The organism is Streptomyces sp. NPDC041108, assembly GCF_055592645.1.
On sequence record NZ_JBVIYK010000003.1, the window covers coordinates 624,542 to 639,218 of the forward strand.

10 protein-coding genes and 1 riboswitch are annotated in these 14,677 nt (G+C 71.5%); of the genes, 5 read left to right on the forward strand and 5 right to left on the reverse strand.

Translation table 11 applies throughout. The features are described 5' to 3' along the window. Positions 1-18 precede the first annotated feature (18 nt). Positions 19-1,656, forward strand: coding sequence for a DUF5691 domain-containing protein (locus ACZ6BB_RS12305; RefSeq protein WP_471615178.1), 1,638 nt, complete (start codon positions 19-21; stop codon positions 1,654-1,656). Positions 1,657-1,819: 163 nt separating this feature from the next. Here the strand turns inward: ACZ6BB_RS12305 and ACZ6BB_RS12310 are convergent, their stop codons facing one another. Then, positions 1,820-2,236 (reverse strand): cobalamin B12-binding domain-containing protein, encoded by a 417-nt coding sequence (locus ACZ6BB_RS12310; RefSeq protein ID WP_318813467.1) that lies wholly within the window; start codon positions 2,234-2,236, stop codon positions 1,820-1,822. A gap of 645 nt (positions 2,237-2,881) precedes the next feature. Here ACZ6BB_RS12310 and ACZ6BB_RS12315 point away from each other — a divergent pair. Continuing rightward, positions 2,882-3,742 carry an esterase/lipase family protein gene (locus tag ACZ6BB_RS12315; protein ID WP_471615179.1) on the forward strand — a complete coding sequence of 287 codons (861 nt, stop codon included), beginning with the start codon at positions 2,882-2,884 and terminating at the stop codon, positions 3,740-3,742. A gap of 400 nt (positions 3,743-4,142) precedes the next feature. Continuing rightward, complete coding sequence (locus tag ACZ6BB_RS12320) at positions 4,143-5,756, forward strand: M23 family metallopeptidase (protein WP_471615180.1); 1,614 nt, start codon at positions 4,143-4,145, stop codon at positions 5,754-5,756. A gap of 103 nt (positions 5,757-5,859) precedes the next feature. Here the strand turns inward: ACZ6BB_RS12320 and pcrA are convergent, their stop codons facing one another. Then, positions 5,860-8,370 (reverse strand): DNA helicase PcrA, encoded by a 2,511-nt coding sequence (gene pcrA / locus ACZ6BB_RS12325; RefSeq protein ID WP_471615181.1) that lies wholly within the window; start codon positions 8,368-8,370, stop codon positions 5,860-5,862. A gap of 261 nt (positions 8,371-8,631) precedes the next feature. Further along, a riboswitch (cyclic di-AMP (ydaO/yuaA leader) is annotated at positions 8,632-8,804 on the forward strand. 9 nt (positions 8,805-8,813) lie between these two features. Here pcrA and ACZ6BB_RS12330 point away from each other — a divergent pair. After that, positions 8,814-10,043: a C40 family peptidase gene (locus ACZ6BB_RS12330; RefSeq protein WP_471615182.1), complete on the forward strand. Its 1,230-nt coding sequence runs from the start codon at positions 8,814-8,816 to the stop codon at positions 10,041-10,043. Positions 10,044-10,072: 29 nt separating this feature from the next. Here ACZ6BB_RS12330 and ACZ6BB_RS12335 read toward each other — a convergent pair whose 3' ends face one another. Beyond that, positions 10,073-10,426, reverse strand: a complete 354-nt coding sequence (locus ACZ6BB_RS12335; protein ID WP_471615183.1) for a hypothetical protein — start codon at positions 10,424-10,426, stop codon at positions 10,073-10,075. 490 nt (positions 10,427-10,916) lie between these two features. On the opposite strand from ACZ6BB_RS12335, the gene ACZ6BB_RS12340 reads away from it, so the two are divergent. Further along, the gene (locus ACZ6BB_RS12340) at positions 10,917-11,996 is read left to right on the forward strand and encodes a C40 family peptidase (RefSeq protein ID WP_471615184.1); all 1,080 of its coding nucleotides are present in this window, start codon (positions 10,917-10,919) and stop codon (positions 11,994-11,996) included. Positions 11,997-12,410: 414 nt separating this feature from the next. Here ACZ6BB_RS12340 and ACZ6BB_RS12345 read toward each other — a convergent pair whose 3' ends face one another. Both ACZ6BB_RS12345 and ACZ6BB_RS12350 read right to left on the reverse strand, forming a co-directional pair. Next, complete coding sequence (locus ACZ6BB_RS12345) at positions 12,411-13,163, reverse strand: LuxR C-terminal-related transcriptional regulator (RefSeq protein ID WP_471615330.1); 753 nt, start codon at positions 13,161-13,163, stop codon at positions 12,411-12,413. 176 nt (positions 13,164-13,339) lie between these two features. After that, positions 13,340-14,629, reverse strand: a complete 1,290-nt coding sequence (locus tag ACZ6BB_RS12350; protein WP_275456503.1) for an ATP-binding protein — start codon at positions 14,627-14,629, stop codon at positions 13,340-13,342. Positions 14,630-14,677 lie beyond the last annotated feature (48 nt).

Consider the following 14,677-nt stretch of genomic DNA (forward strand, 5'->3'; position numbering starts at 1 on the left):
GCAGACGGAAGGAACCTCATGAGCAGCGCGTCAGACGCTTCGGCGCGACCCTCCTGGGAGGAGCTGGTCACGACCGCCCTGCTCGGGACGGACCGTCGCGCGCCGGCCGGGCCGGTGCCGGGGCGCGCCGCACCCGTGGCGTTGCTGGACGCGGCGGCCGTGGAGACCGTGCGGCGCCGGGCAGGGATACGTCCGGTGCGGGCGGCGGCCGGGCCGGAGCCGGTGGCGCCGGACGAGCGGCCGGCGCTGCCGCCCGCCGCGGCGCGGAGGCTGGCGACACTGCTGGCCGACCGGCCCGGCACCGGTGGCGGACGCCGTGGCACCGCGCCCGACCTGATGGAACTGCTGCCCCAGTGGCTGGCGTTGGCCAACGCACACGGCTACGCGGCGCCTCCGCAGGCCCTGCCCGCGCTGCTGGACGCGGCGCGCGGCCGGACCGATCTGCGTCCCGCCGTCCTCGCCTTCGCGGGCGAGCGGGCGCTGTGGCTGGCCCGGCTGAACAAGGACTGGCGTTTCGCGCTGCGTGCCGCACCCGGCGGTGGCGCGGCCCTGCCCGGCCCGGACGAGCCCGAGCGGGTCCGGCGCCTGTGGCAGGAGGGCCTGTTCGCGGAGCGCGTCGCCCTGCTCACGGCGATACGGTCCGAGGACGCCGCCTCGGCGCGCGCGATGCTGTGGGGCACGTGGTCGACGGAGCGGGCGGAGGACCGGCTCTTGTTCCTCGACACGCTGCGCACGGGGCTGGAGGCGGCCGACGAGCCCTTCCTGGAGGCCGCGTTGGCCGACCGCAGCCGAAACGTGCGGGCCACGGCGGCGGAGTTGCTGTCCGCCCTGCCCGACTCCGCGCTCGCGGGGCGGATGGCGAAGCGGGCGACCGCGTGTGTGTCCGTCGACCACACGGGCAGCACGACGGCGACCGCCGGAATCGCCGTGCTCATGGTCGAGGCCCCGCACGAGTGCGACCCCGGCATGGAACGAGACGGTGTGGTGGCCAAGGCTCCGGCCGGGCGGGGTGAACGGTCCTGGTGGCTCGGCCAGTTGGTGGAGGCGACACCGCTCGGGGCGTGGTCGCGGCGGTTCGGTGGGCGTACACCGGCGGAGATCGTGGCACTGCCGGTCGCGGACGGCTGGCAGGGCGAGGTGCACGGGGCGTGGTGCCGGGCGGCGGTGCGGCAGCGGGATCCCGTGTGGTCGCGGGCGTTGCTGGGATCGCCCTCCACACCGGAGGCCGGCGGGCCGGGGGCGTTGTCGCTGGCCGAGCGGGCCAAGCTGCTGGCGGCGCTGGGAAGCGTGGAGCGGGCCGAGTGGGTGGCGGGGTTCATCGCCACCCACGGTCTGTCGGAGGCGTTCCAGTTGCTCGGGGTGTGTGCGGTGCCGTGGGCTCCGCCGTTGGGCCGGGCGGTGGTGGACGCGCTCAACATCGCGCGGGACGCGGGCAGTTACCCGTGGAGCTTCAGTGGCGTGATGGGGCTGGCCGAGCGGTGCCTGGATCCCGCGGAGGCGGTGCGGCTCCAGCCGCTCACGGCGACGCCGGAGGATGCGGAGGACTCGGCGCCGGGAGCGGGCGGGTACTGGGCGGAGGCGTTCCAGCGGCTCGCGACGACGTTGCGGCTGCGGGCGACCATGCGGGGTGAGCTGGCGCGGACGGACTCCGCGTGAGGGGTTCGGGGCCGAGGGGCTGCGGGTCGGGCGGCTGAGGTGTTCCCCGTGCCAGGGAACACAGGCCCCCGCCTGGCTGAGGAGCGGGCGCGGGGCGTGCTTTTCGGGGTCGCGGGGAGCGGCGCCCCGGGCACCCGCACACCACCCGCACCCGCCCCTCTCCCTACGCCCCCGTCGGCTGCCGCGCGTTCGCCCGTACCCACTCCACGATCGAGGCCGTCGTCGCCCCGGGCGTGAAGATCTCGGCGACTCCCTTGTCCTTGAGGGGCGCGATGTCCGCCTCGGGGATGATGCCGCCGCCGAAGACGAGGATGTCCTCGGCGTCGCGCTCCTTGAGCAGTTCGATGACGGCCGCGAAGAGCGTGTTGTGGGCGCCGGAGAGGATGGAGAGGCCGATCGCGTCGGCGTCCTCCTGGATCGCGGTGTCGACGATCTGTTCGGGAGTCTGGTGGAGGCCGGTGTAGATGACCTCCATACCGGCGTCGCGCAGCGCCCGCGCGATCACCTTGGCCCCCCGATCGTGGCCGTCGAGTCCCGGCTTGGCGACGACCACGCGGATCGGACCGGCTGCCACACCCATCACTGCCTCCATGAAACGACTACACCAACCCGTAACAGAACACAGCCTCACATGTCGCGCGAACCGCGCAAAACCGTTCACATCACGGCTTCGGGTTCATAAGACACCTACCCGCACCGCGCTCCCTGGAAGTGAACGGACGTTATCGCCAGGATCCCGTAACCGGCAGTTTCACGGTCGGGAGCGAGGGGGAAATCACACGGTGGGACACGTTCGCCGCGCACTGCTCCCGGTTTCCGCGGCTCACGCGTCGCGGGGACCGAGGTGATCACGGAGGTGATCGCGGCATCCGGGCTGCGCCCGGGCCGCACGCCACAGGCTCCCGCGGCGTGCGCGCCACGGGGTAGCGTGCGCACAAGAAGAGTCGTCGGAAGGACGCCGTACCGCCCCCTGCCGCGAAGAGTCACGGTGACGGGACGGACCGGCACCGGCAGACGGCGGAGTTCAGGGCAGCGGGGAGTCAGGAGAGCCGAATCCCCGTCGCATGATCGGCGCCCCAGGCGTCGCACACGCACCGCACGTCACGCGCGCCACACGCACCGCGTCACGTCGCCCGCACCCGCCACCCGCCGCTCCCGTCCGCGGCCCTTCACTAGGGCACACGGGGGGACACAGGCGTCCGCCCGTCTGCCGACGGGAGGTCGCATGAAGGTCACCAGGGCGGTCACGCCTCTTCTTCCGCTCTGCGAGCGACTGCTGCCCACGAGCCTCGCGGGCCTCTCCGTGGCGCTGCTCAAGGCGACCGCCCTGGAGTTGGCGATCCTCGCCGGGCACATGCTGCTCTATCCGTCCGGAATGACCCAGGAGCGCCGGACCGCCCCCGAGACACCCCCGGCGGACACCCCCAGGCTCCCCACCGAGGAGAAACCCCCGGTCGTCCTGCTGCACGGGTTCATCGACAACCGCTCGGTCTTCGTCATGCTGCGCCGCGCCCTCGCCCAGCACGGCGGCCGGCACCTCGAGTCGCTCAACTACTCCCCTCTCACCCGCGACATCCGCACCGCCGCCGAACTGCTCGGCCGGCACATCGAGGACGTCTGCGAGCGCACGGGCCAGGAGCGGGTGGACATCGTCGGGCACAGCCTCGGCGGACTGATAGCGCGGTACTACGTGCAGCGGCTCGGCGGCGACCTCCGCGTCCGTACGCTCGTCACGCTCGGCACGCCGCACGGCGGGACCCTGGCGGTGCCGCTGGCGGACGCGCACCCCATCGTCCGCCAGATGCGGCCCGGTTCGGCGGTGCTGGAGGAGTTGCGGGAGCCCGCGCCGGCCTGCCGTACGCGTTTCGTGGCGTTCTGGAGCGATCTGGACCATGTGATGGTTCCGCTGGAGACCGCCGGTATCGACCACCCCGACCTGATGGCACAGAACATCCGGGTCACCGGCATCGGGCACCTCGCCCTGCCCGTGCACCCCGCCGTCGTCGGCGAGATACGACAGGCGCTGGACGACCCGTCCACCGGTGCCCGCACCGTCGCCCGCCCCGGCGGCCTGACCGTCGCATGAGCCCGGGGCCGCCCACGGCGACATGGTGACGCTCGCCACACGGCGGCAGAACAGGGAGGTAAGGCGGTAAACCCGGCGCACATCCACGCGCCCCCACCACGCGCCCGAATCGCGCCACTCCTTCCGGCAGCGACAACGCGCCCCACCCCAGGCCCGCCGTCACCCCGCGAAACGCCGCTGCCCTGTCGGCGCGGGCGTCCCGTCACCCCCACGCGACGATCGACTATCGAACATTCTTCGAACGCAAGGCCAAGGTCGTACCCACAGACCGCCGAAAGACGCTCGAATGCCCGTTTCCTGCGCGCACCAAACCCGTTGAAGATTGTCGCGCCCGCATACCGCCGGGTACAGTCACCGCACTGCTCTGCCAGCCCCTGTCGTCGAGGCGAAAGAGAAGTTGGTGAACGATCGTCATCCGTCGGGGACCGCAACACCCCCGGCTCCGGCTTCCGAAGCCGACCCGGCGCCCTACGCGTCGTACGGCCACCAGGAAGCCACCTATGGCGACTTCACCACGTACGGCGATTTCCCCGCCACCGGTTTCGACTCCGGCAACGGCGCCCCTGCGACCGCCACCGGCACCTTCGCGACCGACCCCCTCTTCGGTGACCTGCCGGGCAATGACACCGGCACCGGCTCCTACGACGCCTCGCAGTGGTCGACGGGCAACCACCAGACGCTGAACTACGACCCGTACGCCGCGCAGCATCACGCCGCGTACGACACGGGCAGTTACGAAACGACGTCCTGGTCGGCCGGTTACGACCACCTCTCCCAGGTCCCGGCCCAGCCGGCGGGCCCCGACGCGAGCGGCCAGTGGGACGCCAGCGGCTGGCTGCAGGCCGAACCGTCCGACGAGACGGGTCAGTCGGGGCACTCCGACCAGACCCAGCAGTGGGTCGGCACCCAGCACTTCGACACGGGCGCGTTCGACGCCACGCAGTGGAACAGCGACGGCACCCCGGCCGGCGACGAGCACGAGGGCCCCGCCGCGGAGTCGTACGAACACGGCGGCGCCTCCTCCGAGTCGTACGAGGCCCACGAGCACCCGCAGACCGTAGTGGTGGACCTCGCGGCCGAGGCCGCGGACTTCCACCAGCAGGCGACCGCGACCTTCGAGCAGATCGCCCCGTACGACCAGGACGAACACCCCTCCGAGGACGACGAGTTCGAGACCGACGACGCGGACCGCGTCGCGCTCCTCGACGACGAGGAGGAGGTCACCCCGGCGGAGACGAGGAGTGCCGGCCCCGGCAGGGCGGCCACGCGCGCGGCCTCCCGATCGCGCCGGAAGCCTCCGGCCAAACGTTCCGCCCTGCTGACCGTGGCCGTTCCGTCGGCCTGTGTCATGGGGGTCGCGGGGATCGCGGCGGCCTCCGTCGGCGCCACGTCGGACGACGCGGAGACGACGGCGTCGGTCAAGTCGGACGCCACCGCCGTGAAGCCGTCCACCGCCAACAACCAGCTCGACACCCAGCTGGAGAGCCTCTCCGCCGAGGCGGACGACTTCGCCGACCGGGCGAGCCGGACGCAGGAGCGCATCGACCTCAAGGCGCAGCAGGAGCTGGAGCAGAAGAAGGCGGCGGCCGACGCGGCCCGCAAGGAACGGCTGCGGCCCAAGTTCGCGCTGCCGGTCTCCCAGCGCGGACTGAGCGCGTACTACGGGCAGTCCGGCGTCAACTGGATGTCCCTGCACACCGGCATCGACTTCCCGGTCTCGTACGGCACGCCGGTGATGGCGGCGACCGACGGCACCGTGCGCACCCAGTGGAACCCCGCCTACGGCAACATGGTCATCGTCACCGCCAAGGACGGCACCGAGACCTGGTACTGCCACCTCTCCACGTACAAGGTCGCCTCCGGTACGACCGTCAAGGCCGGCGACACCATCGCCTACTCCGGAAACTCGGGCAACTCGACCGGCCCGCACCTGCACTTCGAGGTCCACCCGGCGGGCGGCTCCGCCATCGACCCCCTGCCGTGGCTGCGCAGCCACGGGCTGGACCCGACCTGACGGATGCCGTGGCGGTGACCGTCACGGACAACACCAACGAAGACCGGGCCCCTGCTGACGCAGGGGCCCGAGGTGTCTCACAGGGTGGCGAACCCGATCCCCGCTACAGCTTCTCCACCGGTGCGTACCGCAGCAGCAGCCGCTTCGGCTTGGTGTCGCCGAAGTCGATCGTCGCCTCCGCGTTCGCGCCCGAGCCCCCGACGCCGACGACCGTGCCGAGGCCGAACTGGTCGTGGGTGACGCGGTCGCCCACGGCGAGCGAGACCACCGGCTTCTCGTTGCCGCGGCGGGTCGCGAAGCCGGACGCCCCCGAGGCCGAGGAACGGGAACGGGACGAGGACAGCGAGGACGCGATCCCGGAGGCCCGCCCCGAGGACACCGGCGTGGAGGCACCCGTGCGCTTCCACTCCAGATGTGTCGCCGGGATCTCCTCCAGGAAGCGGGACGGCGGGTTGTACGACGGCTGGCCCCAGGCGCTGCGTAGCGAGGAGCGGGTGAGGTAGAGCCGTTCCCGCGCGCGGGTGATCCCGACGTACGCGAGGCGGCGCTCCTCCTCCAGTTCCTTGGTCTGGCCGAGGGCGCGCATGTGCGGGAAGACGCCGTCCTCCATGCCGGTGAGGAAGACGACGGGGAACTCCAGGCCCTTGGCGGTGTGGAGGGTCATGAGCGTGATGACGCCCGAGCCGTCCTCCTCCTCGTCCGGGATCTGGTCGGAGTCGGCCACCAGTGCCACCCGCTCCAGGAAGGCGGGGAGCCCGGCAGGGTTCGCGGCCCCCGCCTCACCCTCGTTTTCCGCGGCCCCGGACTCCTGCTCGAACTCCAGGGCGACGGCGGCGAGTTCCTGGAGGTTCTCGATGCGGGTCTCGTCCTGGGGGTCGGTGGACGCCTGCAACTCGGCCAGATAGCCGGTCCGTTCGAGGACCGCCTCCAGGATGGTCGCCGGTCCGGCGCCGGACTCGACGACCGTTCGCAGCTCCTCCATCAGCGTGTTGAACCGCTTGACCGCGTTGGTCGACCGGGCCGCCATGCCGTAGGCCTCGTCGACGCGCTTCAGCGCCTGCGGGAAGCTGATCTTCTCGCGCTGCGACAGGGCGTCGATCATCGCCTCCGCGCGGTCGCCGATGCCGCGCTTGGGCACGTTGAGGATGCGGCGCAGCGGGACGGAGTCCTCCGGGTTGGCGAGGACACGCAGGTACGCGAGGACGTCCCGGACCTCCTTGCGCTCGTAGAAGCGGACGCCGCCGACGACCTTGTAGGGCAGGCCGACGCGGATGAACACCTCTTCGAAGACACGGGACTGGGCGTTCGTGCGGTAGAAGACCGCGACGTCGCCGGCCTTCGCGTCGCCCGCGTCCGTGAGCCGGTCTATCTCGTCGGCGACGAACTGGGCCTCGTCGTGCTCGGTGTCGGCGACATATCCGGTGATCTGCGCGCCCGCGCCCGCGTTGGTCCACAGGTTCTTCGGACGGCGGGACTCGTTGCGCTCGATGACCGCGTTGGCCGCGCTCAGGATCGTCTGGGTGGAGCGGTAGTTCTGCTCCAGCAGGATCGTCGTCGCGTCCGGGTAGTCCTCCTCGAACTGGAGGATGTTGCGGATGGTCGCGCCGCGGAAGGCGTAGATCGACTGGTCGGCGTCACCCACGACGCAGAGCTCGGCGGGCGGTACGTCCCACTCGGCCGGTGGTACGTCCACGGGGTGCTCGGAGGTGCCGACCAGCTCTCTGACCAGGGCGTACTGTGCGTGGTTGGTGTCCTGGTACTCGTCGACGAGGACATGCCGGAAGCGGCGGCGGTAGTGCTCGGCGACGTCCGGGAAGGCACGGAGCAGATTGACCGTCGTCATGATCAGGTCGTCGAAGTCGAGCGCGTTGGCCTCGCGGAGTCGCGACTGGTACATCGCGTACGCCTGGGCGAGGGTCTTCTCGAAGCCGTCGGTGGCCTGGGCGGCGAAGTCCTCCTCGTCGATCAGCTCGTTCTTCAGGTTCGAGATCTTGGCGCTGAAGGACTTGGGCGGGAAGCGCTTCGGGTCGAGGTCCAGATCACGGCAGACGAGCGCCATCAGGCGCTTGCTGTCGGCGGCGTCGTAGATCGAGAAGGAGGACGTGAAGCCGAGTTTCTTGGACTCGCGCCGCAGGATCCGGACGCACGCGCTGTGGAAGGTCATGACCCACATCGCGTTCGCGCGCGGGCCGACGAGCTGCTCGACGCGCTCCTTCATCTCGCCGGCGGCCTTGTTGGTGAAGGTGATCGCGAGGATCTGGCCCGGGTGGACCTGCCGCTCGCCGAGCAGGTGCGCGATGCGGTGGGTGAGCACCCGGGTCTTGCCGGAGCCGGCGCCGGCCACGATGAGCAGGGGCGAGCCCGCGTGGACCACGGCCGCGCGCTGGTTGTCGTTCAGCCCGTCCAGGAGCGCCGCCGCGTCGAGCGCGGGGCGGGGGGCGCCGTCGCGGTAGTACGCGTCCCGGTCCGGAGGCACGTCGAACTTCCCGCCGAACAGATCGTCCGGAAGCGGCTCCGGTACGTGATCGTCCTCGGGCGGCGGCGGGGGCTCCTCCGCGTGGCCGCGGGGGGCCTGGAGGTCCGCCAGGAAGCTGTCGTCAAAGAGGCTGCTCATCGCTCTCCGAGTCTAGGCGCCCGCACTGACAGCGGGAGGCCGCCCCGGGAAGTCCGCGTCCGCCACGTACCGGCCCGCAGCGCCACGTACCGCGACCGAGGTGCGACGGTGAGCGATCGAGCGTACCGCTTGCCGCACAGAAGAGGCTAAGGTCACGAAAACGTATCGGGCATATCGAACATCAACCTTCACACGGACCACACGAGTTGGTTAGCTTTTTCTTCTGGGCCGTACGACCCAACCGGCGAACGTCGCCGGGCCGCACGACCTCCGCCGAGTCCGGTGCGCCCATCGGGGCAGCCGGAGCCGGGGACCCACCGTTCTCCGGGGTGAATCGGCCCGACCGCCGCACGCGGCAAGGGCCGTAGGGCAAACCTTCCGAAGCTTGCGCCCGAACCCGACAGCTAACTCGGTAGGCGGACTACGGAAGGAGACGCCGAACCATGGCGCCGCACCGCAAGCCGGGTCCGGCCGGAACGCGCGCGGGCATACGCACCCCCGCTCTCGCCACCGCAGCCCTCACCTCCGTGGCCCTGCTCTCCCAGACGGCCACGGCCACGGCCGCGCCCTCCGCCGACGACAAGCCGAGCCTGGAGGAAGTCGAGAAGAAGGTCGGCGACCTCTACCGCCAGGCCGGCTCGGCGACCGAGACCTACAACGCGGCCAAGGAGAAGACGACCAAGCAGAAGAGGCAGGTCGAGACCCTCCTCGAAGCCGTCGCCAAGCGCCAGGAGAAGCTCAACGAGACGCGTGAGGAACTGGGTTCCTTCGCCGCGGCCCAGTACCGCACGGGCGCGGCGGCCCCCGACCGGGCGTCGCTGCTGCTGGCGGACAACCCGCAGGACTACTTCGACCAGAACCAGCTGATGGACCGGTTGACGGACCGTCAGAAGGAAGCCGTCGACGCGTATGCGAGCGACCAGGCCGAGGCGGCGGAGCAGCGCCAGGAGGCGAGCGACAGCCTCGGACAGCTCACCGAGTCACAGAACGCCCTCAAGGCCAGCAAGGCCAAGGTCCAGGCGAAGCTCGCCCAGGCCCGCGAACTGCTGTCCACCCTCACCGCCGAGGAGAAGGCCCGGCTCGCCGCGATCGAGCAGCGCGAGCGGGAGGAGGCCGACCGCAAGGCGGAGGAACTCGCGCGGCAGCAGGCGGCGCCCCAGGAGTCCCGAGAAGCCCAGAGCCTCCAGGGCGGCCAGGACTCCTGGACAGGCCGAGGAGGGGCGGAAGGGACCCCGGAGGACGCCTCCACCGGCACGGGGACGTCCACCGGCGCCATCCCGGGGACCACCGCCCCGGCCGAGGACTCCACGTACGCCACGAAGGCCGCCAAGGCCATCGCCTTCGCCCGCGCGCAGATCGGCAAGCCGTACGTCTGGGGCGCCACCGGCCCCGGGTCCTACGACTGCTCCGGCCTCACCCAGGCCGCCTGGAAGGCCGCCGGCGTCGACCTCCCCCGCACCACCTACGACCAGGCCGCCGCCGGCACCACGGTCCCCCTCGCCGACGCCAGGCCCGGCGACCTCGTCTTCTTCTACGACAACATCGGCCACGTCGGCCTCTACATCGGCAACGGCATGATGATCCACGCCCCGAAGCCGGGCACGTACGTCCGCGAGGAGTCGGTCTTCTACGACGGCGAGTCGTCGGTGCACAGCGTGGTGCGGCCGGCGTAGCGGCAGGGTTCGCCGGGGGGCGCGGACCGTCAGGTCCAGAGCACCGCGATGAACACGTTCGCGATGGTCAGCGCCCCCACCAGGCCGAACAGCGGCTTCTCCACCTTCTCCTCGTCCCGCTTCACATAGACCAGCCCCAGGATGACGACCAGCAGGGCGAGCTTGACGCCGATCTTGATGTTGTCGACGGGCTGGTCGTCGGCCTGGTTGAGGCCGACGAGAAGCACGCCGGTGACGAGCATGGTGAGGGCGCCGTGGAGCATGGCGGGCACGAAGCGGGCGGTGCCCTGCCCCATGGCCTTCATCTGGGTGAGGAAGCCACCCAGGAGCGAGGCGATGCCGATGATGTGGAGCGCGACGACGAGGTGGATGAGTACGTCCATGCGCGGAGCCTAATGAGGAGCCCTCGGCCGGCCGGGCGCGGGGGCCACCGGGCCATGGGACGCGACGGCTCCGCGGCCCCGGTGCCGTCACACGGAGAACTGATCTTGCATATATGCGCCGCATAGCACCGCCGTGGCGCCGAGTGGTCCGAAATGACCGTATCGGTCATCGCTCAGCGTGAAGGCGGCGGCGCCAGGGTGGGATCACGGTCACATACGGTCACCTCGCGGTCGGTGCGCGCCACTTCCGTACAACGCGTTACCGTGCCCTCACGCCCAGGTTTAGCGTCCTCCCTCAGGTGACCGGCTCCCCACCGCCGCCCGGCCAGGGGCGGCAGTCGGACACCACCGCCGAGAAGGTCCGGCGGCGTCCCGCTCCCCCCTGGGCGGGCCGCCGCCGGACGTGCCACCGCTCCCCCCAGGCGGTCCGTACGGACAGACGATGTCCGTACCGCGGACGGCGGTCGTACGGAGAGGACATGGACTCCACGTGGCAGCGCACCGCAAGCCCAGACAGCGCTCACTCGGCGGCCATACGGTCCGCACGGCCGCGACCTTCGCCCTCGCGGGCGCGGCGACGGCGACCGGTTTCGACGGCACCGGGCACGCCGACCCGCAGCTCACGCCCGACCAGGTCAGGGCGAAAGTGAACAAGCTGTTCCAAGAGGCCGAGGTCGCCACCGAGAAGTACAACGGCGCGAAGGAGAAGGCCGACACGGCGCAGGAGAACCTCGAAGAGCTGCGCGACCAGGCCGCCCGCCGCACCGAGCGGCTCAACTCGGCACGGGACGAGCTGGGTTCACTGGCGGCGGCGCAGTACCGACGCGGGGGCATCGACCCCTCGTGGCAGCTCGCGCTCTCCGCCGACCCGGACCAGTACCTGGACGGCGCCGCCCTCGCCGAGCGGGTCGGCAGCCGACAGTCGGCGGACGTGGCCAGCGTCCGGAAGCAGCTGCTGGAGATCGAACGGCTGCGCGGGGCCGCCCGGGTCGAACTGGGCACACTCAAGACCCGCCAGACCGAGCTGAAGCGGCACAAGAAGACCGTCACCTCGAAGCTGTCCGACGCACGGCAGCTGCTCGGCCGGCTCACCACCGAGGACCGGGCACGGTTCGGCACCTCCGGCGGCACCATGGGACATACCTCCCGCTCCTCCTTCTCGCCCCGGCGCGACCTCACCGGTCCGGTCTCCCCGGCCTCCGCCACCGCCGACGCCCCCGACTCCCGCGCCGCCGCAGCCGTCTCCTACGCCTACTCCAAACTCGGCAGCCCCTACGTCTGGGGCGCCACCGGTCCGCACGCCTTCGACTGCTCCGGTCTCACCCTGGCGGCCTACCGCGCCGCGGGCATCTCCCTCCCCCGCACCACCTACTCCCAGATCAACGCCGGCCGTCGGGTCTCCCGTTCCGAACTCCGCCCGGGCGACCTCGTCTTCTTCTACTCCGGCATCAGCCATGTGGGCATCTACATCGGCAACGGCCAGATGATCCACGCGCCCAACCCTTCGGCCCCGGTACGCGTGGCCCCCCTTGACGAGATGCCCTTCGCGGGGGCCACGCGGGTGGCCTGACCCCGACCGGGCGCCTCCGGCCAGGACGCCTCCGGATGGCGGGAGGCAGGGCGGGGGCCGGGGCGGGAGGTACTGGCAGTGGGGGCGGGGCTGAGGCGCGGGCAGTGGGGGGCGGGGCTAGGCTCGGCAGCCGCCGGCCCCGGTGGGCGGGGTCGAGCGGCTTCCAGGAAGCCGAGGGCTGAGCGCCCGCCCCGCCGCCCTCGGTGGCTCGGCCGGCCTTCGTCCGGCCGGGCGGTGACGGCCCGGCTTGGGCAGGACCGGCTGGGCAGAACCGGCTCGGGCAGAACCGGCTCGGGCAGAATCGGCTTGATCAGCGAGAGCCACGCCGCCTCGACCTACCTGCCACCACCGACCACCCCTCCGGCGCGGGCTCCGGCAAAGGCACCGGCACCGGCTCCGGCCCCCGCCACCCCCTCACACCAGGCGTCGTGCCGTCGCCCATCTCGTCAGCTCGTGCCGGTTGGAGAGCTGCAACTTCCGCAGCACGGCGGAGACATGGGACTCCACCGTCTTCACCGAGATGTAGAGCTGCTTGGCGATCTCCTTGTACGCGTAACCGCGGGCGATGAGACGCAGCACCTCGCGCTCGCGCTGGGTGAGCCGGTCGAGATCCTCGTCGACGGGCGGGGCGTCGGTGGAGGCGAAGGCGTCGAGAACGAAGCCGGCCAGGCGAGGGGAGAAGACGGCGTCGCCCTCCTGCACCCGGAAGATGGAGGCGACGAGGTCCGAGCCGGTGATCGTCTTGGTGACATAGCCGCGCGCACCTCCCCGGATCACACCGATCACATCCTCCGCCGCGTCCGACACGGACAGCGCGAGGAACCGGACGGGCTGTTCGGCGTCCGCCATCAACGCGGAACAGCGGCGCAGGACTTCGACGCCTCCGCCGCCGGGCAGATGCACGTCGAGGAGCACCACCTCGGGCCGCGTACTCGTGATCACCGAGACCGCCTGGTCGACGTCGGGCGCCTCCCCGACGACCTCCACACCGGTACGGTCCGTCTGCCCGATCTCGGCCTGCACTCCCGTACGGAACATCCGGTGATCGTCCACCAGCACGACCCGGACGTGCCGCCCGGTCCCGGAGACGGCAGCTCCGGCCCCGGACCCGCCTTCGGCCGCAGCGGGCCGTCTGGTCGGGGCGGCCTGACCTGATCCGGCGGTCACGCCGGGATCGCCGACAGGGGTGACCGCTGTGGTCGTGGAGGGCGTGTCGGGCCTACCGGACTCGTCGGGCACACCCTCGGCCGCGTCCGTGCCTCGCGCGGTCGCACCTCGCTGACCCTCGACCGGGCCAGTGCCCGAACCGCCCGCGGCAAGGTCGTTCGCCCCGTTCGCGTCACTCATGACGTCGTCTCCGCCCTCTCCATCTCCAACTCGACCTCCGTGCCGCCGTCCGGTACGGCGCGGAGCCGTGCCGTACCGCCGTTGCGCTCCATGCGGCCGATGATCGATTCTCTGACCCCCATGCGGTCGGCGGGTATCGCGTCGAGATCGAAGCCCGGACCGCGGTCACGGACGGACACGAAGACCGTCCTTCCCTCGACCTCGGCGAAGACCTGCACGGCACCGCCCTCGCCACCGTACTTGGCGGCGTTCACCATCGCCTCGCGCGCGGCCTGCATCTGTGCGCTCAGTCCTTCGTCGAGAGGGCAGTCGCCCACGACGACCACCTCTATGGGAACGCCGTGCTTGTCCTCGACCTCCGCGGCGTTCCGCCGCACGGCCTCCGCGAGGGTGTCCGGCTCGTCGTCCTCGTCCTTTCCTGTGCCCTCGGGCTTGTACAGCCAGTTCCGCAGGTCGCGCTCCTGGGCTCGGGCGAGGCGGCGCACCTCGTTCGGGCTGTCCGCGTTGCGCTGTATCAGCGTCAGCGTGTGCAGTACCGAGTCGTGGACGTGGGCCGCGACCTCCGCGCGCTCCTGGGCGCGGATACGCATCAGGCGTTCCTCGCTGAGGTCCTGGGTCATGCGGACGAGATACGGGCCGGCCAGCAGCGTTATACCCACGAGCACCGCGAGCGCGGCCTGCAGCACCGAGCCCAGGTGGGCGGCCGAGCCCTGAAGGACGAATATCCCGGACACGCCCGCGGTGACCAGCAGGACGCCGGCCACGGAGCGGAGAAGCGTGATCGTCCGCCGCCGACGGCCGACCTCGGCCCAGCGGGCACGCCGCGCGTTGTCCGCCTGACGCCAGACCAGGGCGACGCCGGCCGCGACGAGCACGGTGGGCCAGAGATATGCCCGGGCGGCCCCTCCGAGGTCCACGTTGCCGACGAAGACCATGGCCACGACGACCATGAGGAGAAGGGCGACTATCTGGCCGCGGTCGGGTTTGCGGGCCACGAGCCTGCGGCGGCCGTCGGGGGAGGTCTCGGTGGCGAGGGCAGGCGGCCGCTGGTTGTCGACGCCGCCCACGCCGAGCGGGACGAAGAACCAGAACGCCGCGTAGACCAGGGCGCCGAGACCGTCCGCGAGGAAGAGGCCGGCGAACACGAGCCGCACCCAGGTCACGGGCAGCCCGAGATGTCCGGCGAGCCCTCGCGCCACGCCTCCGAGCCAGCGTCCGTCGCTGCTGCGGTAGAGCTTGCGCGGGGGCCGCGGAGTGTCGACTGGCAGTGCTGCGGCTTCCGGCATGCCATCGATATTCACACGCACGGCGGATCGAGGCATCAGGGTCGATCC